At 33.6% G+C, this 21,663-nt stretch carries 18 protein-coding genes; 9 read left to right on the top strand and 9 right to left on the bottom strand.

Features of this window, described 5'->3' with window-relative positions; all coding sequences use genetic code 11:
- Window positions 1-20: 20 nt before the first annotated feature.
- Both ACQKCJ_RS13120 and ACQKCJ_RS13115 read right to left on the bottom strand, forming a co-directional pair.
- Window positions 21-2,708, bottom strand: coding sequence for a carboxypeptidase-like regulatory domain-containing protein (locus tag ACQKCJ_RS13120; RefSeq protein WP_427402133.1), 2,688 nt, complete (start codon window positions 2,706-2,708; stop codon window positions 21-23).
- Between the two features lie 42 nt (window positions 2,709-2,750).
- Complete coding sequence (locus tag ACQKCJ_RS13115) at window positions 2,751-3,656, bottom strand: GLPGLI family protein (protein ID WP_271337849.1); 906 nt, start codon at window positions 3,654-3,656, stop codon at window positions 2,751-2,753.
- A gap of 513 nt (window positions 3,657-4,169) precedes the next feature.
- On the opposite strand from ACQKCJ_RS13115, the gene ACQKCJ_RS13110 reads away from it, so the two are divergent.
- Window positions 4,170-4,784: a deoxynucleoside kinase gene (locus tag ACQKCJ_RS13110; RefSeq protein ID WP_041516522.1), complete on the top strand. Its 615-nt coding sequence runs from the start codon at window positions 4,170-4,172 to the stop codon at window positions 4,782-4,784.
- Between the two features lie 726 nt (window positions 4,785-5,510).
- Here ACQKCJ_RS13110 and ACQKCJ_RS13105 read toward each other — a convergent pair.
- From ACQKCJ_RS13105 to ACQKCJ_RS13085, 5 genes are all read right to left on the bottom strand, one after another.
- Window positions 5,511-8,060, bottom strand: coding sequence for a sodium-translocating pyrophosphatase (locus ACQKCJ_RS13105; RefSeq protein WP_427402132.1), 2,550 nt, complete (start codon window positions 8,058-8,060; stop codon window positions 5,511-5,513).
- Window positions 8,061-8,174: 114 nt separating this feature from the next.
- Window positions 8,175-8,705, bottom strand: a complete 531-nt coding sequence (locus ACQKCJ_RS13100) for an inorganic diphosphatase (protein ID WP_271337000.1) — start codon at window positions 8,703-8,705, stop codon at window positions 8,175-8,177.
- 110 nt (window positions 8,706-8,815) lie between these two features.
- A complete protein-coding gene (locus ACQKCJ_RS13095; RefSeq protein ID WP_427402131.1) occupies window positions 8,816-9,415 on the bottom strand; it encodes a DNA-3-methyladenine glycosylase family protein in 600 nt (199 codons plus the stop codon).
- Window positions 9,416-9,848: 433 nt separating this feature from the next.
- Window positions 9,849-12,350 (bottom strand): DUF5686 family protein, encoded by a 2,502-nt coding sequence (locus ACQKCJ_RS13090; protein WP_427402130.1) that lies wholly within the window; start codon window positions 12,348-12,350, stop codon window positions 9,849-9,851.
- 72 nt (window positions 12,351-12,422) lie between these two features.
- A complete protein-coding gene (locus ACQKCJ_RS13085) occupies window positions 12,423-13,400 on the bottom strand; it encodes a pyruvate dehydrogenase complex E1 component subunit beta (RefSeq protein ID WP_173970884.1) in 978 nt (325 codons plus the stop codon).
- A 492-nt stretch (window positions 13,401-13,892) separates the two neighbouring features.
- On the opposite strand from ACQKCJ_RS13085, the gene ACQKCJ_RS13080 reads away from it, so the two are divergent.
- The 4 genes from ACQKCJ_RS13080 to ACQKCJ_RS13065 all read left to right on the top strand — a co-directional run bounded on the left by ACQKCJ_RS13080 (window position 13,893) and on the right by ACQKCJ_RS13065 (window position 17,478).
- Complete coding sequence (locus tag ACQKCJ_RS13080) at window positions 13,893-14,639, top strand: electron transfer flavoprotein subunit beta/FixA family protein (RefSeq protein ID WP_194615919.1); 747 nt, start codon at window positions 13,893-13,895, stop codon at window positions 14,637-14,639.
- Window positions 14,640-14,755: 116 nt separating this feature from the next.
- The gene (locus ACQKCJ_RS13075; RefSeq protein WP_271336997.1) at window positions 14,756-15,724 is read left to right on the top strand and encodes an electron transfer flavoprotein subunit alpha/FixB family protein; all 969 of its coding nucleotides are present in this window, start codon (window positions 14,756-14,758) and stop codon (window positions 15,722-15,724) included.
- A 165-nt stretch (window positions 15,725-15,889) separates the two neighbouring features.
- Window positions 15,890-16,513, top strand: a complete 624-nt coding sequence (locus tag ACQKCJ_RS13070; RefSeq protein ID WP_427402129.1) for a bifunctional nuclease domain-containing protein — start codon at window positions 15,890-15,892, stop codon at window positions 16,511-16,513.
- A 113-nt stretch (window positions 16,514-16,626) separates the two neighbouring features.
- Window positions 16,627-17,478 (top strand): thymidylate synthase, encoded by an 852-nt coding sequence (locus ACQKCJ_RS13065; RefSeq protein ID WP_271336995.1) that lies wholly within the window; start codon window positions 16,627-16,629, stop codon window positions 17,476-17,478.
- A gap of 51 nt (window positions 17,479-17,529) precedes the next feature.
- Here ACQKCJ_RS13065 and ACQKCJ_RS13060 read toward each other — a convergent pair whose 3' ends face one another.
- Window positions 17,530-17,826, bottom strand: a complete 297-nt coding sequence (locus ACQKCJ_RS13060) for an isoamylase early set domain-containing protein (protein WP_271336994.1) — start codon at window positions 17,824-17,826, stop codon at window positions 17,530-17,532.
- A 238-nt stretch (window positions 17,827-18,064) separates the two neighbouring features.
- Between ACQKCJ_RS13060 and ACQKCJ_RS13055 the strand changes: the two genes are divergently transcribed.
- The 4 genes from ACQKCJ_RS13055 to ACQKCJ_RS13040 all read left to right on the top strand — a co-directional run bounded on the left by ACQKCJ_RS13055 (window position 18,065) and on the right by ACQKCJ_RS13040 (window position 20,921).
- Entirely contained in the window at window positions 18,065-18,409 is a 345-nt protein-coding gene (locus tag ACQKCJ_RS13055; protein WP_271336993.1) for a 2TM domain-containing protein, read from the top strand.
- A gap of 13 nt (window positions 18,410-18,422) precedes the next feature.
- Entirely contained in the window at window positions 18,423-18,905 is a 483-nt protein-coding gene (locus ACQKCJ_RS13050) for a dihydrofolate reductase (RefSeq protein WP_427402128.1), read from the top strand.
- Between the two features lie 572 nt (window positions 18,906-19,477).
- Entirely contained in the window at window positions 19,478-20,209 is a 732-nt protein-coding gene (ubiE, locus tag ACQKCJ_RS13045; protein ID WP_271336991.1) for a bifunctional demethylmenaquinone methyltransferase/2-methoxy-6-polyprenyl-1,4-benzoquinol methylase UbiE, read from the top strand.
- 1 nt (window position 20,210) lies between these two features.
- Window positions 20,211-20,921 (top strand): porin family protein, encoded by a 711-nt coding sequence (locus ACQKCJ_RS13040; RefSeq protein ID WP_271336990.1) that lies wholly within the window; start codon window positions 20,211-20,213, stop codon window positions 20,919-20,921.
- Between the two features lie 9 nt (window positions 20,922-20,930).
- Here ACQKCJ_RS13040 and ACQKCJ_RS13035 read toward each other — a convergent pair whose 3' ends face one another.
- Window positions 20,931-21,659, bottom strand: a complete 729-nt coding sequence (locus tag ACQKCJ_RS13035) for a TrmH family RNA methyltransferase (protein WP_271336989.1) — start codon at window positions 21,657-21,659, stop codon at window positions 20,931-20,933.
- Window positions 21,660-21,663 lie beyond the last annotated feature (4 nt).

Genomic DNA, 21,663 nt, shown 5'->3' with positions numbered 1-21,663 from the left:
AAAAATTTGTAACCAAAATACTATAAATTATATTTCATCGAAAACATGATGTAGCGAGGCTGCACAGTATATTGTGAAACCCTTGTAGAAAACTGAGAGAAGCTGTCATCATTGAGATATTTTGTATTGAGTAAGTTAGTTGCCGCTATTTTATACTCCCATTTGCTGTTCTTTTTCTGATAGATTAAACTGGCACTTAAAAAATCATATTCGTTATCGACTGTTTTATTGCCATTGTAATAATGATAGAATTCATACTCTGAAACAAACGAAAAGCTTTCCAGAAAATAATAATCCAATCTCGCAAAGGGCTTATCTGTGTAATAAGTAGAGCCGCTATATTTATTAATAAGCGCATTATAACCAAACTCGATATTGGGAAAGTTTTTATAGTTTGTTGAAGCTTTTACGGTATAACTTTGACTAAAACTTTCTGTTGTTGCCAATACATCATTTTGGATATTATTGAATTTTGACCAATTGAAAGTTGCATTTACGGAAGCTTTGTAATTCTTTAAAAAAGAACGTCCGTAATTTCCCATTCCTGAAAAAGTTTCATCGGCTAAATTAGAATTATAAGGTGATGATGATTGATTAATTCCTTCGAAATCAGCTTTGGTTTTAATGGCGTCTACTTTTTTGGTATACGTTGCATTGGCAAAAATGTTCTCAAAATTGAACATATTATATTTAAAATAACGTAACGAATGTACTTGCGACGTAGCGTTTTCCAAGAAACGATTTCCGCGGAACAAACTACTGTAATCTGACAAAACATAACCCGAAGCCAATTGATTGATATCTGTAAAATCATTTGACAATGAGAAATTATACGTTAGTGTTTCTGATTTTTTAATTTGATACAAAGCAAAAAAATCAGGTAATACCTTCATGAAATTCTGCGAATAATCAGTTCCTAATTGTGTGTTTTTCATTGTATATGAATGCACGCTGACTCCGGGAGTTAAGGTAAATTTTCCGGATAAAATCTTGTAATGAAAACCCATAAAAACATCATTAAAATCGTAGTTGACTTTATTATTATTTTCAGGATCATTCAAATCATTTTTATCTCCATTATCCAGCATCTGAAAAATATGAGAGTTAAAATCCTGATACGAATATGTGTTTCCTAACGTAATATTGATATTGCTTTTTGGCGTTACCATGTAGTAATAATCTAGCTTGGCATCTACTTTATTGGTTTTTACAAATCTATCCTGATTAAGATCGTTCCTGTTTTGCCCTGAAGTATAACCTGAAAGATCAAAAGGTTGTGTTTTTAGATTGGCATTGTAAAATGGATTTTCTTCCTGATACAAATGTTGCATTTCAAAAGCAAAAATATTCTTGTCACTTTGTGTATAATACAAACTCAAATTTTGATTGATAGATGTAGGATCTTGCTTTTTATTGGTTAAAATTGTTTCTAAAGCAGATACATTATTCACAACAGATTCACGCAACAGATCAGTATTTTCATTTTGTCTGGATATCTTCGTCAAAATATCATAATCAAACTGAAATTTGTCATTTGGCTTATAAGTCGAACTTAATTTAAAAAGTCCCAGATTATTTTTTTGATGTGTTTCTTCCTCCCTTTTTTGCTCATCTCCAGAGTCTAAAATGGTAGTTTGAGATTTTGTTTCCAAGTCTGTTTTTGAAGTCGACAATATTCCGAAACCGCTAATATTCCATTTTTTAGTAACGGAATAAGCAAAATTTGTTGCTCCAAATTTTGTTTCAATTTCTTTTGCGCGATTGTTTCTCAATATCGAAATTCCTAAATCATTTGAGGAAACATTAAAATTACTTCCGCCTTTTTTCATCAGGTTTTTAAACCCTCCTGTAAACTTAAAATAATCCTGCGCTGTTAAAGGTAATTCACCAATATTATTAAAATTAGTGATTAGATTAATGCTATATTTTGGACTGTAATAGAACAGTTTTGGATTAATAATATACCTGCTGTCAAGTTCTCCAACTCCAGTTCCGGCGGTCACATCACCAAACCAAAAATTCTTTTTACCTTCTTTCAGTTTAATATTCATCGCCACATTATCCTGATCATTTTCCAATCCTTTTAGAGCCTTAACTTCGTTATAATTTCTTAAAACCTGAATTTTATCAATGGCATCTGCAGGAATATTTTTAACACCAAGTTTTGTATCTCCGTCAAAAAAATCTTTGCCTTCAACCATTAATTTGGTAACTTTTTTACCTTCAACTTCAATTTCTCCGTCAGCATTTACCTCAACTCCCGGCAGTTTTTTCAATACATCTTCGAGCTTTTTTTCTGTTCCTGATTTAAACGAATCAGCATTATATACAATGGTATCCCCTTTTATAGAAACAGGCATTTCACGCACAATCTCAACGCCTTGAAGTTCAATTCCGGCATCATCCATAACAATGTTCTGAACAATATTTGCACTTTGAGTCACAACTGAAATCTCTTTCGATTTCATTCCCAGATAACTGACTTTTATTGAATAAGACGTATTAGGCTTTAATGTAAGTTGAAATTTTCCTTTGTCATTGGTAATCCCGTAAGAATCCATTGCTTTTGTAGTAATGTTTACAGCCATAATGTTGGCCATTTCTAAGGGATTTTTTTGCTCATCCTGAATAAAACCATCAAAACGGACACTTTGAGAAAAACATATAGAAGTAAACAAAAAGGCGAGTATAAAAAGAGACTTGTTCATTAAAAAAAATGATTTAGGATAAAATAATTTTAGACTGACGTTTTATCTTCCCATCATTGGAGGGGCACTTAGTGTACGACCACGATTCGTTTCTCTAAATTCTTCCATCTTTTTGATCACTGTTTCGTCATAATCTTTCTGAGAAATTACTTTTCCTCTTTTAGATGGTTTTATTTCTACTTTTTCTTTAGCATTCAAGACTATCTTTGAACACAAAATAGTAGTTCTCCCATCATTTACTTCGAGAATTAAACCCGGCAATCCCCAATAATTCTCAGGTCCCTGATTTACGGGAATTTCTGGTGTATACCAAGCAGTAATAGTTACTTCTTTTGGCATTTCGAAATTATCCTCAAAGTTGGTTTTCGTTACTCCCGAAGTTTTCTTTACATCCTCTTTTTTCTCTTCCGGTTTTTTATCATCGTTGTTTTTAGGTCTGAAGTTTCTAAAATCAGTTTTGCTGGCTTCTTTAACGGCCGTTGCTTTATAACAGGTATAACCACCAATTTGTTTGGTTTCAGATTCCATTTTCCAATTCAACTTCGGCAAAGAATCTACTACCAGAAATTCTTTCCCCATAAATTCTTTATCAACAGTATAGGATTTGTTTTTTACATCTTTATAAAAAGTTCCTCCACCGCCCATAAATGAGTTCATCATCACACGCATTCCACCTCCTTGTTGTCCCGGATTTTCTAATCTTTCTTCTTCTTTATAAATCGAAGCCGATTTGTCAAAATTCAGGATAAATGTTTTTTCCAGCATTTTTTTCATTCGCTCTTCCATACTCTTTTGCATTTCTGGTGTGATATCACGAGGACCACGCATACCATCCAACTTTGGCGGTTGTGTTTTGGATTCGTAAACTGCCATTCCCTGAAAATCTTTCTGAGCCTGCATTTGAGTAAATACAAGCATCATGAACATATAATAGATTGTTTTTTTCATTACATTTTTTTTAAATTTGGATAAATCCCATAATACCTACACTCAAATGTATTGTTTATTTTAAAATACAAAAAATTAAATATATCAACACCTCTAAGACATAGACAAAATAGGCTATTAATTAGACCATTACATCAAAATAAGGTTTATAGATTACATCTCGATTATTGAAGTAATGCTTATTGCAGTTTTTTCTATTTTGGCTCTAAAATGATCTGGATCTCATAAACAAACTTTGCTTGTTCTTCTATATTATTGTGTATTTTTTTTAGAAAAGCAATTACTTTACGGAAGGTGTCTGATTTTAATTCAATTGAAATAACTACCAATCAATCCACATTTTTTCAGCAAAGCTAATTTGTTGTATTTTAAAGACATTACGGCTAGAAATTGAAGCAGATTTTCTGAAATTGAAATTTTAAAAAAATCGTTTAACAAATTCTGCTGCAAACACCAAATTTTATCTATTTTTACAGATTAAGAAATAACAAATTATAAAATCGTAACACGGTAATGCACATAGCAATAGCAGGAAATATAGGAGCAGGCAAAACAACTTTAACTAAATTATTAGCCAAACATTTCAAATGGGAACCTCATTATGAAGATGTAGTTGATAATCCGTATTTGGATGATTTTTACCACCAAATGGAACGTTGGTCGTTTAATTTGCAAATTTATTTCTTGAACAGTCGTTTCCGTCAGGTATTACAAATTCGCGAAAGCGGTAAGAAAATCATTCAGGACAGAACGATTTATGAAGATGCGTATATTTTTGCTCCCAACTTATATTCGATGGGATTAATGACCAGCCGCGATTTCGAAAATTATACTTCTCTTTTTGAATTAATGGAATCATTGGTAAAAGCTCCTGATTTATTGATTTATTTAAGAAGCTCGATTCCTAATCTTGTCGGACAAATTCACAAACGCGGACGTGATTACGAAAACTCCATTTCTATCGATTATTTAAGTCGTCTGAACGAAAGATATGAAGCCTGGGTACAAACTTATACGAAAGGAAAATTATTAATTATCGATGTTGACAATATCAATTTTGTGGATAATCCTGAAGATTTAGGAAATATCATTAATAGAATCGATGCTGAATTGAACGGATTGTTTTAGAAAACAAAAATTTTACAGACTTATAGAATAAAAAATGCCTCTAAATTTAGAGGCATTTTTAGTTACATAACTTTACAGTTTGTCTAATACTTTGATCAAACACATCGTTTTAAAGAAAAAGATTACCTTTGATCTGAATTTAATTTTGAAGTCAGATGACGATTACAACTCAGCCTTTATCAGATAATGAAAAAAAACTACTCCGAAGAGCATTTAAAATTCGTTTGATTTTTTCGATTTTACTCGTTTCCCCAGTATTGTTCTTTATTATTGATTATGTTACTTCTCCATATTATGATTTTGAGCTATCATTTTTTCCTATCGCGTTAATTAGCCTAATCTGTTTTTTAGTATTTAAATATGTAATACCATTTTACAGAAGATCATACAAAAATCTTAAAGAGGTAAATAAATTGATCATATCTACATTTGTTACCAATATAGAATCAGGATGGATTTACAATGGATCACGCCAATATGTAATACAAACCGAATATAGAAGGATTGATCCTTGGTCAATAACCCTATTTTTATCTTTTCAGAAGTTTATGTCGGGATGCCTATCGAAATTCATTGCCTGGAGAATAATAAAACAGATATACTTAGAATTAAAAAATTGTAATAACAAAAATGCCTCTAAAATTAGAGGCATTTTTTATTCTGTTTATTTGAATTAACTTAACTAAACCTAACAGGTTTTTAAAACCTGTCAGGATAGGATATTTTTTATTTCGCTGCTTCGATTTTCGCTTTTACTTCAGCTTCTGTACCTTCATAAACTTCGATTGTTGTTGTACCGTTTACAGTTTTGGTTACCGTTCCTACTGTAATACCGTTTACAGTTGCTAGGTTAACCTCAAGCCTGTTTTTACTGTATTTAGTTGTATCAAAACAATCTGTTTTTTGGTACAGATATTTTCCCTTTGCATCATAATGCGCTAAACATTTTGCTGTTTCTTCTGGTGTACAACCTTTGTCTTTGCACATTTTAATGCACTCTTCTTTGGTCATACCTGCCATGTCTCCGCATTTAGAAACACCAGCTGCATGCATTTCTGTTTTGGTACAACATGAACCTTTTTCTGTCAAACCTGGAGCTGAATGTCCTTCGCCTAAAATAGGTGCAATTACCAAACCAATCAAACAAGTTAATTTGATTAAAATATTCATTGATGGCCCAGAAGTATCTTTAAACGGATCTCCTACTGTATCTCCAGTTACGGCCGCTTTATGTGCATCAGAACCTTTGTACGTCATTTCTCCGTTGATAAGAACTCCTGCTTCAAAAGATTTTTTAGCATTATCCCAGGCACCTCCGGCATTGTTTTGAAAAACTGCCCAAAGTACTCCTGAAACAGTTACTCCGGCCATATATCCGCCTAGCATTTCGGCAATTAACTGATTGTTATCTGCGTAAACTAATTTACCTAAAAGCACAATTGCAATTGGGAAACCAATCGTTAAAATTCCCGGCAACATCATTTCGCGTAAAGCTGCTTTGGTCGAAATATCTACACATTTTGCGTATTCAGGTTTCCCTGTTCCTTCCATAATTCCCGGAATCTCTCTAAACTGGCGACGAACTTCGTAAACCATATCCATAGCTGCTTTCCCTACTGAATTCATAGCCAAAGCCGAGAAAACTACCGGAATCATTCCGCCCACAAATAACATCGCTAAAACAGGTGCTTTAAAAATATTAATTCCATCAATTCCTGTAAACGTTACATAAGCAGCAAATAAAGCCAATGATGTTAATGCTGCTGAAGCAATTGCAAAACCTTTTCCGGTTGCTGCAGTTGTATTTCCTACTGAATCTAAAATATCTGTTCTGGTACGAACTTCTTTTGGTAATTCGCTCATTTCTGCAATTCCACCTGCGTTGTCAGATATTGGTCCAAAAGCATCAATTGCCAATTGCATCGCTGTAGTTGCCATCATTGCTGAAGCTGCCAGCGCCACTCCGTAAAATCCTGCTAATGCATATGAAATCCAGATTGCAGCTGCAAACAATAATACGGTTGGAAAAGTAGAAATCATTCCGGTTGCCAATCCTGCAATAACGTTTGTCCCTGCTCCTGTAGATGATTTTTGCACAATTGCCATAACGGGTTTTGTACCTAATCCTGTATAATATTCTGTTACTGATGAGATAGCTCCACCAACTACTAAACCAACTAAAGTCGCATAGAAAACACGCATTGATGAGATATCCTTAAAACCTTCTCCAAAAAAGCTCATCTGCATAGTTTCCGGCAACATATATCTTACTAAAAAGAAACACGCAATTGCAGTTAAGACAATCGAAACCCAGTTTCCTATATTTAATGCTTTTTGTACTTGTGCTTCTTTGGCGTTATCATCGGTAATTTTTACCAGAGTAGTTCCAATAATCGAAAATAAGATTCCGAAACCGGCAATCGCCATTGGCAATAAAATTGGACCAATTCCGCCAAAAATATCCTGAATATTTCCACCCATATCTTTGATTACGTAGTTTCCTAAAACCATCGCTGCCAAAACTGTTGCCACATAAGAACCAAATAAATCAGCTCCCATTCCTGCAACATCTCCAACATTGTCTCCAACGTTATCTGCAATTGTTGCCGGATTACGAGGGTCATCTTCCGGAATTCCGGCTTCAACTTTCCCCACTAAATCGGCTCCAACATCGGCAGCTTTTGTGTAGATTCCGCCACCAACTCTGGCAAACAAAGCAATTGACTCTGCACCCAATGAAAATCCTGCTAAAGTTTCTAAAACCTTAGTCATATCTTCGGATGAAGTCCAAACCCCATGCATGAATATTTGAAAGAAAATAATAAAGAATCCTGTCAATCCTAAAACAGCCAAACCAGCAACTCCTAATCCCATTACAGTTCCACCGCCAAAAGAAACCTTCAGGGCTTGTGGCAAACTCGTACGAGCAGCCTGAGTTGTTCTGACATTTGTTTTAGTCGCTATTTTCATTCCCATATTTCCGGCCAAAGCCGAGAAAAATGCTCCAAAAATAAACGCCACCACTATTAATATATGTGTAGTAGGAACAATAAAAGATATTCCGGCTAAAACTAAACTTGCACCAATTACAAAAAAGGTCAGCAATCGATATTCGGCCTTTAAAAATGCTAATGCGCCTTCATAAATGTAATCTGAAATCTCTTTCATCTTACCATCCCCGGCATCTTGCTTTAAAACCCAAGTTCTTTTTATTGCCATGAAAAGTAAACCTATAATTGCCATAACAATTGGCAAGTAAATCATAAATTCGTTCATAATATTTTAATGGTTATTGGTTAATATTCAATAAACTAACTAAAACGAATTTAAACAAAAAAGCAATACTACTGACCGTAATATTGCTTTTTTTATAATAGAATAGGGTTAAAATTATTTAATACTAAATAATCCTTCCGGTTTGTTTTCGATATCATCAAAACGCTTCGTGCACTCAGCAATAATTGCAAATGCTTCTTTTACGTCTCCCCAACCTCCAACATCTACTTTTTTATTTTCAAGATCTTTATAAACCTGAAAGAAATGTTCGATCTCTTTTACTAAGTGTGGATTCATATCTGAAAGATCAGTCAAAGAATTCCAGATTGGATCAGAAACAGGTACACAAATAATTTTTTCGTCCGGTCCTTTATCATCTGCCATATGGAAAACACCAATTGGTTTTACTTCCATAACACATCCTGGAAAAGTTGGCTCGTTTACCAAAACCAATACATCAAGAGGATCTCCGTCAAGTGCTAAAGTTTCCGGAATAAATCCGTAATCAGCCGGATACATCATTGAAGAGAATAACATTCTGTCGAAACGCATTCTTTTGATTTCAAAATCGTACTCGTATTTATTTCTGCTTCCTCTTGGTATTTCGATTAATACATCGAAAGTTGTTAGTTTGTCTGCGGTCATTTTCGTTTTTTATTATTTCTATAATTTCGATTGCAAAAGTAACTAAAGAATCCTTTTTTACAATACAAAACGGCATTAATCTACTTACATTTCTTTTAAATAACAGACAGTTAATAGGTAATTTTCCTGTTTCGCTTGTTTAAGTAATAATGCCACAGCAAATATGTTGCATAAGATCGGTACGGACTCCATTGTTGGGCATGGATTTCCATTTCTTGTTTGTCGTGAATATTGAGTAATTCCTTGATCGTATTTACAACTGCAATATCTCCTAACGGAATCAAATCCGGTTCCTCAAGACAAAACATTAAGTAAATATCAATTGTCCAGTTTCCAATTCCTTTCAATTTGATGAGCTCTTCCCTAACCTCTTTTGCTGATTTACTGGCTAAACTTTCGATATCTAATTCTTTATTTAAAACAGCATCAGCAAGGATTTTAATATATTTTGTTTTCTGCCTGCTTACTCCAAGAGCACGAAATTCTTCGTCTGGCAAGACAGACATCGTTTCCGGATTACAAGTGGCATAAGCCTTTATTTTTAAGAATGTGGCTTTTGCTGAGTCTATAGAAACTTGTTGCTCGAGAATCAATAAAACTAAAGTTTCGAAACCTTGCGGACGTTTCGGGATTGGTGGTAATCCATATTTCTCGATGATTTCCAGAAAAATTAGATTTTTAGCTGATAGAAAATCAATGGCTTCTTGCATAATATGTTTTTTTAGCCCCGATAGCAGTGGAAATCCTTTTGTGTCGACCCGAGGCTTCGGGAGACACAAAAGATTGGAACGAATAGCGGGATTAGCTCCTAAAATTAATTAAAAATCTCGCAATGACTCGTAAACGCAAAGTTTTTTTCTCACGCAGATTTTGCAGATTAAGCAGATTTTTTTTGATCTTTCTTATGATAAAAAAACAGAAACGCTTCAATTTGTAATTACAAAAGAAAAATCATATCCCAACCTTAACGCATAGTAAACCCGACAGGTTTTAAAAACCTGTCGGGTTTTGCGAACAGGCAATGACAATATTATGTATTTATCTCAAGCAAAAACGCCAAGCTGCAAGAAATAAAACTTAGCAACTTGGCGTTTTTGGGAGATTATCAAATAAGTTTCGACTTCGCTCAACCGGACAAAAAACTTAGAAATAGAATCCGAAAGATCCTTTTACTGCAAATTTATTGGCGCCCGGATCATCTAAATAACTTCCTCTCCAGGAGAAATCGATACGGAATACTTTAAAAATGTTTCCTATTCCGGCGTTGTATTCCCAATATACGTTTTCAGGCGCATTATAAGGTTGTCCAGATGCATTGATCGCTCTGTTTGCATTTGAGATAGTTCCGTAAACACCTTTTACACCAACAAATTCTCTCCAGTTCAGTTTTCTCATAAACGGAATTCTGGCAAATAACCTTCCGCCAAAATCATGATTCCATTGTAGAGTTGTATACTGATCGGTTACGAATTCATAGAAATTCAAATTACTAAACGTATTTTCGATTGTAAAATAAGTCTGGTTACCAGGAATTACGCTCATTAACCCTAACGGAATTGTACCAAAAGTTTTTCCGGTTTCAAGTATAATATTCGATCTTCCTAATGGCCCTATTATAATAGGCTGTTTGTAGAATAATTGCACTTTTTCATAAGCAAAATCACTATCTAATACTCCTTTCAATCCATAACTAAAATTCACAAAGAAATGACTGAACGGACTGTCAACAAGATCTCTTTCTACTCCAAAACCAATTGTTTTTCGATTTGGCATATATTCGAACTGAATATTGGCTTCTGATTGTTTTACAGCACTTGCAATAACACCTGCAGGATTTGCTGCAGTTGGCATAGTGGTATAATAATCTAAACTAAATGTTGGTGAAGCTGATTCTAATGTTCGATACGAAACCCCTGCCTGAACAACAAAGTTCTTTATAGGTTCTATTTCAACAGAAACGTTACTCAGATTAATGTTGGTTAATTTTCCGTTGCTGCTCGTTGTAAACAATGCCGAAGATGCAAAACTTCGCCCTAAAATATCATTTGTTGTGGTTAAACTGGCACCAATTTGTTCAATGTCTCTCCTGTTTCCTCCAGAGATAATAACCCGATTTTTTTTATCGAGCATCCATTTTCCGGAAACACCGTATTTAAACTTATTATCATTAAAACCGTAAGCTGTATACGCTTGAATACGCCAGGGATCATTTGGTCCAAAATAGGTTCTTCCTCCTGCACGGATTCTTACACCTTCGACTTCGTTATAACCAAATGTCGAAAATATAGGCCCGAAATCAAAATTCTTAAATTCTACATAACCACTTCCTAATATAGAAACCAGGCTATAAAGCTGTTTGAATCTTTTGACAGTCTGTAATGTATCGAGCATTTTATAAATACCCGCTTCGTCTTTATTTAATTTTTCAAAACGATTTTCTTCCCAAAACTCAGGCGGTCGGTCATAAACAGCGTTGTCTATATAATTGACTTCTTCTTTATAAAATTTCTCCGGCTTTGGAATATTAAATTTATGATTTCGATATAAAGTGGTTCTTTTTCCGTAAACTCCTTTTGATTTTTCTTTTTTATTCAACGCAAAATCAGACATCATATAATCCCTGGTCAGCAAAAAAGTCGAATCATTCTCTACTTCAAATTCCTGTTCGATATAAATATCTTTTACCCAGTTAATATTGGCACTTTTAGTAACGCCCATATTAATTTTTTTGATTGCAAAAGTGGTATCATTTACCCAAAAATCTCCTTTAAAGGTTAATTCATTTTTACGCCTTGGATAAAAAACAATATTGTAACACCATTTTTTGTCAATATAAGCGCTGTCTTTTAGTACATAATTATACACGTCTATTCCGGTTCTCGAAAGCGGACTTGTAAAACTTTTATCGAAAAACTTAAGGTGATTATCGTAAATATTATAATCTGAATAAAGATCTTTTACGAAGGATAAAATCTGTTGATTTCCGTTGAAACCAGACATTTTATTCCCTGTAATGTTTTCTTTTACTTTCTTTAATTTATTATCTCCATAAACATCATAAACTGATTCGTTGATGAAAATTGGCAGATAAGTTTTACCTGTAACATCAGACGTGTCAACATGCTTAAACACAAACTCCATTCCTTTAAAGAGTTTATTTTTCATAAAAGCACTGTCGATTGTGTTCATATCGAACTCTACTTTCTCGTACTTTTGCATTTGATACTGATTGAACTGGTACAAACCGTTTTTACGCTTTCGTTCCCATATTTTTCTCAATATATCTAATGCCGGATTATTCTTTTTAGAAGTTTTTCCGGTATAAATTACGACTTCATTAAGTGCTTCGGCTTCACTTAAAATAATTTTGAAATCATAATTCACAGCTTTCTCCAAAGGAACTTCCTTGTCTGAAAATCCTGCAGAACTTATTAATAATGCTGTGTAAGTAACTGGAGATTCAAGATAGAAACGACCGTCTTCATTTGAAACGATTCCTGTGTTTGATCCTTTAAAAACAACATTTGCAAACGGAACAGGCTGATTCGTTTTATCCAAAACAATTCCACTCACTTTCGTTTGTGCAGTAGCAATAGCCGCAAATGCGAATACAAAAAACAGGCTGAGTAAAATTATTTTTTTCATTGTCTGAGCAAAAAAAAAAACTTCATCAATTAACTATGAATGATGAAGTTTTGTGAGTATTTTGAATGTGTATTATTTGTATAACACTTTTTTAACTGCTTTTACTACATCACCTGCATTTGGCAACCAGTCTTTTAATAATACTGGAGAATAAGGTGCAGGAGTATCTGCTGTTGTAATACGTTGAATTGGCGCATCAAGAAAATCAAAAGCTTGTTCCTGAACAATATAAGTGATTTCAGATGAAATACTTGCAAACGGCCATGCTTCTTCTAAAATTACTAAACGGTTTGTTTTTTTAACAGATTTCAAGATAGCATCTTTATCCATAGGACGAACTGTTCTTAAATCGATAATTTCACAAGAAATACCTTCTTTAGCTAATTCATCAGCAGCAATAAAAGCTTCTTTGATAATTTTACCAAAAGATACAATAGTAACATCTGTTCCTTCACGTTTGATATCAGCAACTCCTAGAGGAATTGTATATTCTCCGTCCGGCACTTCGCCTTTGTCACCGTACATTTGCTCAGACTCCATAAAAATTACAGGATCATTATCACGAATGGCAGCTTTCAAAAGTCCTTTTGCATCATAAGGAGTTGATGGCACAACTACTTTAAGACCCGGAGTATTAGCAAACCAGTTTTCTAAAGCTTGTGAGTGTGTAGCTCCTAATTGACCTGCAGAAGCAGTTGGTCCACGAAAAACGATAGGCACATTAAATTGTCCCCCTGTCATTTGACGCATTTTAGCAGCATTATTTATAATTTGATCAATACCTACTAAACAGAAGTTGAAAGTCATGTACTCGACAATAGGACGACAACCATTCATAGCTGATCCTACTGCAATTCCTGTAAAACCAAGCTCAGCAATTGGAGTATCAATTACTCTTTTTTCGCCAAACTCAGCAAGCATTCCTTTTGAAGCTTTGTATGCCCCGTTGTATTCTGCAACTTCTTCGCCCATTAAATATATGGATTCATCGTGACGCATTTCTTCGCTCATCGCTTCGCAAATGGCCTCTCTAAATTGTATTGTTCTCATATTTATATTGTATGTTGAATTTTCTGAAGAGCAAAAATAATTATTTTAAATAACTTAAAAGCATAAATTAGATTTAAAATCACATCATCTTCCTCCAGCCTTGCGCTTTTAACTTTTTAAAAAAAATTGTGACATTTACGAAATCGATATAATTGCAATTATTTCGTTCATAAAAACGCTTATCATACAAATTCAGCTCTTTTTGTTTAATTCTACTGTGCACGAAATTCTTTTTCTAAAACGCAACAATTCAAAAAGTAGTATAAACCAAACAAAATTTAACAGTTGCACAAGTTGGCTAAATTGCAAAATTGCTAAGAATCAACAGAAATGAATACATAATCTCTTTTCGATTACAACGAAACAGCTTCTAAATTTCACAATCCGCGAAATCGTAATAGTTTTTAAAATTATTATGCATGCATAGTATAATTATTCCAAATAATATTCTAAATTTGTAAAAGCATATTATAAATTATAAAATATATACTTATGAAAATATTAGTTTGCATCAGCCACGTGCCTGATACTACTTCCAAAATTAACTTCTCTAATGGTGACTCAGAATTCGATACCAATGGTGTACAATATGTAATTAATCCTAATGACGAGTTTGGTTTGACACGTGCAATTTGGTTCCAGGAACAACAAGGCGCTACTGTAACTGTAGTAAATGTTGGAGGACCGGATACTGAACCAACTTTACGTAAAGCATTAGCAATTGGTGCAAACGAAGCAATTCGCGTAAATGCCAACCCAACTGATGGTTTTTTTGTTGCAAAACAATTAGCTGAAGTAATTAAAAACGGTGGTTATGATCTTGTAATTGCAGGAAAAGAATCTTTGGATTATAATGGCGGAATGGTTCCCGGAATGATTGCAGGAATTTTAGGTTCTAATTTTTTAAATTCATGTACTGCAATTACCGTTGACGGGAATAACGTAAAAGCAGTTCGTGAAATCGATGGTGGAAAAGAAACTGTAAGCACTTCTTTACCCTTAATCATTGGTGGTCAAAAAGGTCTTGTTGAAGAAAAAGATCTTCGTATCCCTAACATGAGAGGAATCATGACTGCAAGAACAAAAGCACTTACTATTCTTGAGCCAGTTGACGCTCCTGTAAATACAAAAGCAGTGAAATTTGAAAAACCAGCTCCAAAATCAGCAGTAAAATTAGTTTCTCCTGATAATTTAGATGAGTTAATCAATTTATTACACAACGAAGCTAAAGTAATCTAGTAATCAGTTTTCAGTCTCGGTTTTCAGTCTCAGTTTATGAACTTAACCCGAGAGCTATGCTCGAACAGGCGAAGCAAACCTGAAACCTGAAACTTACAACCTCTAAACAAAAAATTATGTCAATATTAATATATGCAGAATCTGCAGAAGGAAAATTTAAAAAAGTTGCTTTTGAATTAGCTTCTTATGCTAAAAAAATAGCAGAATCACTTGGAACAACTGTTACAGCTCTAACTATAAATAACAGCGATGTTAGCGAATTAGCTAAATACGGAGTTGACAAAGTATTAAAAGTAACTAACGATAAATTAGCTGGTTTTACTGCTAAGGCTTACGCCGATGTTATCAAACAAGCTGCTGAAAAAGAAGGAACAAAAGTAGTTTTACTTTCTTCTTCTACAGATAGTATTTATCTTTCATCATTGGTTGCTGTGGCTTTAAATGCTGGTTTTGCATCAAATGTTGTTGGATTACCGGTAAGCACTTCTCCTTTTCAGGTAAAAAGAAATGCTTTCTCAAACAAAGCGTTCAACATTACAGAAATTAATACAGATGTAAAAGTTCTTGGCTTAGCTAAAAACTCTTACGGAATCTTCGAAAGCGCAGGATCTGCGACCGAAGAAGATTTTAATCCATCAATTGGCGACAATGACTTTGGAGTAAAAGTAGAATCTGTAGAAAAAGTAAGTGGAAAAGTATCTATCGCTGACGCTGATATCGTAGTTTCTGGCGGACGTGGATTAAAAGGTCCTGAAAACTGGGGATTAATCGAAGATCTTGCGGCTGTTTTAGGCGCTGCAACTGCATGTTCTAAACCAGTTTCTGATTTAGGATGGAGACCTCACAGTGAACACGTTGGTCAAACAGGAAAACCTGTTGCGACAAACTTGTATATCGCTATTGGAATCTCCGGAGCAATCCAGCATATTGCAGGTATTAATTCATCAAAAGTAAAGTTGGTTATCAATAACGATCCTGAAGCTCCTTTCTTTAAAGTTGCAGATTATGGAGTTGTTGGAGATGCATTCGAAATTGTACCAAAATTAATTGAGAAATTGAAAGCTTTTAAAGCTCAACATTCTTAATTTAAAAATTCTCTATAAAAATATAGCTGCCTAAAAACAAGATAATCGTATCTTTGTTTTAGGTGGCTTTTTTGTTCCATATTTTTTGATTAAAATTGCACCTTTATTTTTCAATCAAAAAAAGTCTTAAAATGAGGCATTAATTGCCCTTTTTTACCCACATATATGAGTCTAGTAAAATTATCCATAAAAGGAATTTCATACAGTCAAACTCAAAATGGCGCTTATGCCTTAATTTTGAATGAAGTTGATGGCGAAAGAAAATTACCAATAGTTATTGGAGCTTTCGAAGCCCAGTCAATCGCTATTGCGTTAGAGAAAGAAATTAAACCTCCACGTCCGCTTACGCACGACTTATTCAAAAACTTTGCAGAAAGGTTTGATATTGTTGTAAAACAAGTAATTATCCACAAGTTAGTTGATGGTGTTTTTTATTCGAGTTTAATTTGTGAAAGAGACAAAATCGAAGAAATTATTGACGCGAGAACATCTGATGCAATTGCATTGGCTTTACGTTTTAACGCACCAATCTTTACTTATAAAAACATTTTGGACAAAGCTGGTATATATTTAAAATCGAATACTGCAGAAACTGATCAGGGTTCTCAGGAAATTGATGATGTACTTTCTAATCCTGAAACTTTTGGCCGCGAGGAAGAAAGCAATCAATCCGGCGATCTTTATGCTAAACATAGTTTGCAGGAACTAAACGAGCTTTTAGATCAGGCTGTTTCTCAGGAAGATTATGAAAAAGCAGCTAAGATTAGAGACGAAATCTCAAAAAGATAATTTAAGGCTATAAGCCATAGGCGTTAGGCTGTAAGCTTAAGCGTCAACATAAAAATCAAGCTTATAAGCATTAGGAGAAAGCCTAAAGCTTAAAGCCTAAAGCTTAAAGCACCATGAAGCAATACTTAGATTTAGTACAACATGTTTTAGAAAACGGTTGTCAAAAGGGAGATAGAACAGGAACGGGAACCAAAAGTGTTTTTGGCTACCAAATGCGTTTTGATTTAAGTGAAGGTTTCCCAATGGTCACAACCAAAAAATTACATTTAAAATCTATTATTTACGAATTGCTTTGGTTTCTAAAAGGTGATACAAATATTAAATACCTTCAGGAAAACGGAGTGAAAATCTGGGATGCATGGGCAGATTCTAATGGTGATTTAGGACCTGTTTACGGACATCAATGGCGCAATTGGAATAGTGAAGAAATTGACCAGATCTCTGAATTGATTACAGAACTTAAAACAAACCCAAATAGCCGAAGAATGCTGGTTTCTGCATGGAATCCATCTGTTTTGCCCGATACTAAAAAATCATTTGAAGAAAACGTAGCTAATAACAAAGCTGCTTTACCTCCTTGTCATGCTTTTTTTCAGTTTTATGTAAGTAGTCCTGATCTTGAAAAAGGAGAAACAAAAGGAAAATTATCCTGCCAGTTGTACCAGCGAAGCGCTGATATCTTTTTAGGAGTTCCTTTTAATATTGCATCTTATGCTTTGTTAACAATGATGATTGCTCAGGTTTGCGATCTGGAAGCTGGCGACTTTATTCACACTTTTGGAGACGCACACATCTACAACAACCATTTTGAACAATTAGAACTGCAATTAACCCGTGAACCAAAGCCATTGCCAAAAATGATCCTGAATCCAGAGATTAAGAATATTTTTGATTTTGATTATAATGACTTTACACTTGTAGATTACGAACCACATGCCGGTATAAAAGGCAGTGTTGCTGTATAAAATATAAAAAAATCCGCTTAATCGATTAAGCGGATTTTTTTATATCATTTTTCATATTACCAAAACACTGTTTTCGCTTCCTGCAAAATCATTCCACTTGTACGAATCTGCCTCAGGATCATTAACATAACTTCCGTCAATCACGTACTTAAACTCGTAAATCGCATCTTTAACCAGGTCGTAAGTCGCTTTAAACGTTCCGTTTTTCAACTTACTTAAAGCTCCTTCTTCAATATTCCAGTTGTTAAAATCACCAACAACCGCTGCCGAATCAGCATCTTTGGCAACTATAGAAAATGTAACTTTAACTACAGGCTTTGTTTTAATAAATTGTTTCTTTAAGGACATAACTGTTTAGTTTTTAGATTCATACATTAAAATTACATAAATTCACACGAACTTTCGATACCTTCACATCCGATTTGTGATAATATCAAAAACAGAATATTATTTTAGCTGTATCAATAATTTAACCCGCATAAAATTTTGGAATTCAAACTCTCAGCTCACTTTAGAAGAAATATTCCCGAATCTAAATAGGGTGATTACAAAATAAATTTTAACTTTATGACCTCATTTATATCTTATGGAAAAAGAAGTGCACGAACAATACGAATACGCCAGAAGAAGACTTAGACAAAAAAAAATTCTATATTTTCATTTTGTACTTTTTCTACTAGGAAGTTTATTTTTATTTATTGCCAATAGATTCTTTGGTTTTGGCGCTAACACAGAACAAAACTGGTGTATTTGGGGCGTTACTATATGGTTCTTTATCTTTATTCTACACTTTATAAAAGTGTACATAACAGATCGATTTATGAATAAAAAATGGGAAAGAGAACAAATTGACCGACTTGTTGGCTTGCAACAAAAAAGAATTACTCAATTAGAGTCGAGAATAAATGATGATACTGAAAATAAAATTTAGTTATTAAATTGCTATGATTATAATGATAGCGGCAGTAGCCGAAAATAATGCACTTGGAAAAAACAATGAATTAGTTTGGCATTTACCAAATGATTTTAAAAGATTTAAAACACTTACTACGAATCATCATATTATTATGGGAAGAAAAACCTTTGAGAGCTTCCCAAAACCACTTCCAAACAGAGTTCATGTCGTAATTACACGTCAAAAAGACTATCATCCGGAAGGCTGCATTGTAGTAGACAGTATCGAAAAAGCGATCGCGGTATGTCCTGAAGACGAAGATTCTTATATTATTGGCGGAGGTGAAATTTATAATCTGGGGTTACCTTATACAGATATCATAGAAATAACGAAAGTTCATCACACTTTTGACGCGGATGCTTTTTTTCCAAAAATTAATAAAAATGAATGGCAACTCGTCGAATCTGAAGAAAACCTGAAAGACGAGAAACATCTTTACGATTACACTTATGAAACATACATAAGGAAATAAAAAAACATCCTCTTGTGAAGGATGTTTTTTAAAAAACGATTGATTTTTTAATCTGACTAATTCAAGTAATAGTTTTGGTAAAAAAACTCAAATGTTAAGAAACATTTGAATAACTGAATAACATAATGTTAAATGAGAACGAGTCTCAAAGAGCCTTTAATAACAAATACCACTAAGATATTAAAGGCAAGAAAATTAAAATTTCCAAAAACAAATTTAATCCTAAGAACGTATTTCGCACTTTAAAAAGAATATTGGTCCCAAGAACAATACTTTCAAAACTGCTTACAAGAACAAATGAAATACCAGTGCAAAAAAAGCCTTCATCTGACTTAAGTCATTATTTCAATCATTAAAATTTTATCTTTTAACTGTAGCAAAGTTGGCTCTAAAATTCATACTCCACAATACCCACTTTTAGTGATTTTTTCAAAATACCCACTTTTAGTGATGGGCAGAAATTAGCAGTTAAACAACAATTAAAAGCCTTTTACTGACAACATTTAATTTACAAATAAAAAAACTCAATTACAGTTAAGTCAGATTGTATTATATTTGCGTAAATAAAAAAAATGTCTGAAAAAATAACCCCATACAAAGACTCTTCTTTAGGTAAAAAAGAACAAGTTGCCCAAATGTTTGATAACATCTCTGGGAACTACGATAATTTAAACCGCGTAATTTCATTTGGAATTGACATTAAGTGGCGTAAAAAAGTTTTAAAAATAGTGTCCGACAAAAAACCAAAAATCATTCTTGATATTGCAACAGGAACTGGTGATCTGGCTATTTTAATGACACAAACGAATGCCGAAAAAATAATTGGCCTGGATATTTCTGCCGGAATGCTTGAAGTTGGAAAAAGGAAAGTCGAAGAAAAAAAACTATCCAATATTATTGACTTAGTTTTAGGGGACTCTGAAAAAATACCTTTTGAAGACAATCATTTTGATGCAATAACGGTAGGTTTTGGTGTTCGAAATTTCGAGAATCTGGAGAAAGGTTTTGCTGAGATTTTAAGGGTTTTAAAACCAAATGGTGTATTTGTAATTTTAGAAACATCGGTTCCTGATAAAACACCTTATAAACAAGGATATAAATTCTACAGCAAAAACATACTTCCAATCATCGGAAAATTATTTTCTAAAGATAATTCTGCTTATGGTTATTTGTCTGAATCTGCTGCTGTTTTTCCATACGGAGAAGCCTTAAACAATATTTTAAGAAAAATTGGGTTTATAGATGTTATAGCTATGCCTCAAACTTTTGGTGTTGCAACCATTTATTCTGCCTCTAAAAAATAGTATGAAAAAAATTGTAGTCTTACTTTTATTAGTCTTAACGACAAACGGATACTCTCAATTTGCCAAAAGCATGTTTAGTAAAGATCCTATTATTAATCTGGAAAACTGGCAAAAACAACGTCTTTATTTTGGATATTACCTGGGTTTTAATAGTTTCGATTTTAAATTTGACTACAAAACTCCCGGTCCGGATATTCAGATTAAAAAAACTACCGGTTTTAATGTTGGTGTTGTTGCCGATTTAAGATTACAGGAATACATAAACTTACGTTTCGAACCAGGTTTATATTACACAAAACGTGATTTATATTATCCAAATCAACCATTAGAGAAAGATTATTTAAGAGAAGTAAACAGTACTTATATTCACTTTCCTTTATTATTAAAATTCTCTGCATTACGTACCGGAAATATCCGTCCGTATTTAGTTGGCGGAATGTCGACTACATTAAATCTCTCCAGCAACGCAAAATCCAAAGACGATAACTTTGAAGGAAAGTTCAGGGTTAAGCAATGGACTGCGGCTTATGAGGTTGGTTTTGGAATTGATATTTTCTCAGAGTATTTTATCTTCTCTCCTTCTATCAGAGGTATGTTTGGTATTACTAATGAATTAATTCGTGATAATCCTTCAAACGGACCTAGCCCATGGACGGACAATATCGATTCGATGAAATCCAGAGCTCTTTTAATTAATTTTACTTTTCATTAAAACAAAACTCTAACTATTTCGTTTAAATTCACTAAGAATAATTGCTGTTGCGGTAGCTACATTTAAACTTTCGGTTTTTTGTAGTTCTCCAAACCTTGGAATTGTGAGTCGGCTTGTCACCATTTTTTCAATCTCTAATGAAATCCCATTGGCTTCATTACCCATAATAATGATTCCGTTTTGAGGTAAACTTGATTGATAAATATTCTCACCATCCATAAAGGTTCCAAAAACCGGGAGATCCGTTTGTGCAATAAAAGTCTTTAAATCAATATAATTCACATTTACTCTCGCAATAGACCCCATTGTTGCCTGTACTACTTTTGGATTATAAATATCGACGGTTTCTTTTGAACAAATTATTTGTTTGATACCAAACCAGTCACAAAGGCGCAAAATCGTTCCTAAATTTCCAGGATCACGAATATCGTCTAAAGCTACGATCAATCCTGAATTGATTATTTTATTTTCGGCTGGCATTTTAAACACTGCCAGACATGAATTTGGAGTTGATAAAGCACTAATTTTTTTAAGTTCCTGATCAGTAATAAGCGTACGTTTTGAAGAAGAAACTTCTTCAAAATCATTTAGAGTCGTATACAAATGCTCTAATTCAAAATTGGAAAGCAACAATTCTTGAATTACTTTTACTCCTTCGGCGAAAAATAATTGATTTGCAAAACGTTGCTTTTTTTGATGTAAGCCTGAGATAAGCTTTATTTGGTTTTTACTAACCATAAAA

Origin of the sequence: Flavobacterium sp. NPDC079362 (assembly GCF_050267765.1) — a bacterium.
In the GTDB taxonomy this organism is placed as follows: domain Bacteria; phylum Bacteroidota; class Bacteroidia; order Flavobacteriales; family Flavobacteriaceae; genus Flavobacterium; species Flavobacterium azizsancarii.
The sequence above is the reverse complement of the archived record's forward strand: the minus strand, read 5'-3'. Positions and strand labels throughout refer to the sequence as shown.

Coding starts and splice junctions, on each gene's coding strand:
- ACQKCJ_RS13105 (WP_427402132.1), bottom strand. CDS start 8,060: ATGAACGAATTTATGATTTACTTGCCAATTGTTATGGCAATTATAGGT.
- ACQKCJ_RS13115 (WP_271337849.1), bottom strand. CDS start 3,656: ATGAAAAAAACAATCTATTATATGTTCATGATGCTTGTATTTACTCAA.
- ACQKCJ_RS13100 (WP_271337000.1), bottom strand. CDS start 8,705: ATGACCGCAGACAAACTAACAACTTTCGATGTATTAATCGAAATACCA.
- ACQKCJ_RS13085 (WP_173970884.1), bottom strand. CDS start 13,400: ATGAGAACAATACAATTTAGAGAGGCCATTTGCGAAGCGATGAGCGAA.
- ubiE (WP_271336991.1), top strand. CDS start 19,478: ATGTCTGAAAAAATAACCCCATACAAAGACTCTTCTTTAGGTAAAAAA.
- ACQKCJ_RS13090 (WP_427402130.1), bottom strand. CDS start 12,350: ATGAAAAAAATAATTTTACTCAGCCTGTTTTTTGTATTCGCATTTGCG.
- ACQKCJ_RS13095 (WP_427402131.1), bottom strand. CDS start 9,415: ATGCAAGAAGCCATTGATTTTCTATCAGCTAAAAATCTAATTTTTCTG.
- ACQKCJ_RS13075 (WP_271336997.1), top strand. CDS start 14,756: ATGTCAATATTAATATATGCAGAATCTGCAGAAGGAAAATTTAAAAAA.
- ACQKCJ_RS13060 (WP_271336994.1), bottom strand. CDS start 17,826: ATGTCCTTAAAGAAACAATTTATTAAAACAAAGCCTGTAGTTAAAGTT.
- ACQKCJ_RS13055 (WP_271336993.1), top strand. CDS start 18,065: ATGGAAAAAGAAGTGCACGAACAATACGAATACGCCAGAAGAAGACTT.
- ACQKCJ_RS13065 (WP_271336995.1), top strand. CDS start 16,627: ATGAAGCAATACTTAGATTTAGTACAACATGTTTTAGAAAACGGTTGT.
- ACQKCJ_RS13080 (WP_194615919.1), top strand. CDS start 13,893: ATGAAAATATTAGTTTGCATCAGCCACGTGCCTGATACTACTTCCAAA.
- ACQKCJ_RS13035 (WP_271336989.1), bottom strand. CDS start 21,659: ATGGTTAGTAAAAACCAAATAAAGCTTATCTCAGGCTTACATCAAAAA.
- ACQKCJ_RS13110 (WP_041516522.1), top strand. CDS start 4,170: ATGCACATAGCAATAGCAGGAAATATAGGAGCAGGCAAAACAACTTTA.
- ACQKCJ_RS13070 (WP_427402129.1), top strand. CDS start 15,890: ATGAGTCTAGTAAAATTATCCATAAAAGGAATTTCATACAGTCAAACT.
- ACQKCJ_RS13050 (WP_427402128.1), top strand. CDS start 18,423: ATGATTATAATGATAGCGGCAGTAGCCGAAAATAATGCACTTGGAAAA.
- ACQKCJ_RS13040 (WP_271336990.1), top strand. CDS start 20,211: ATGAAAAAAATTGTAGTCTTACTTTTATTAGTCTTAACGACAAACGGA.
- ACQKCJ_RS13120 (WP_427402133.1), bottom strand. CDS start 2,708: ATGAACAAGTCTCTTTTTATACTCGCCTTTTTGTTTACTTCTATATGT.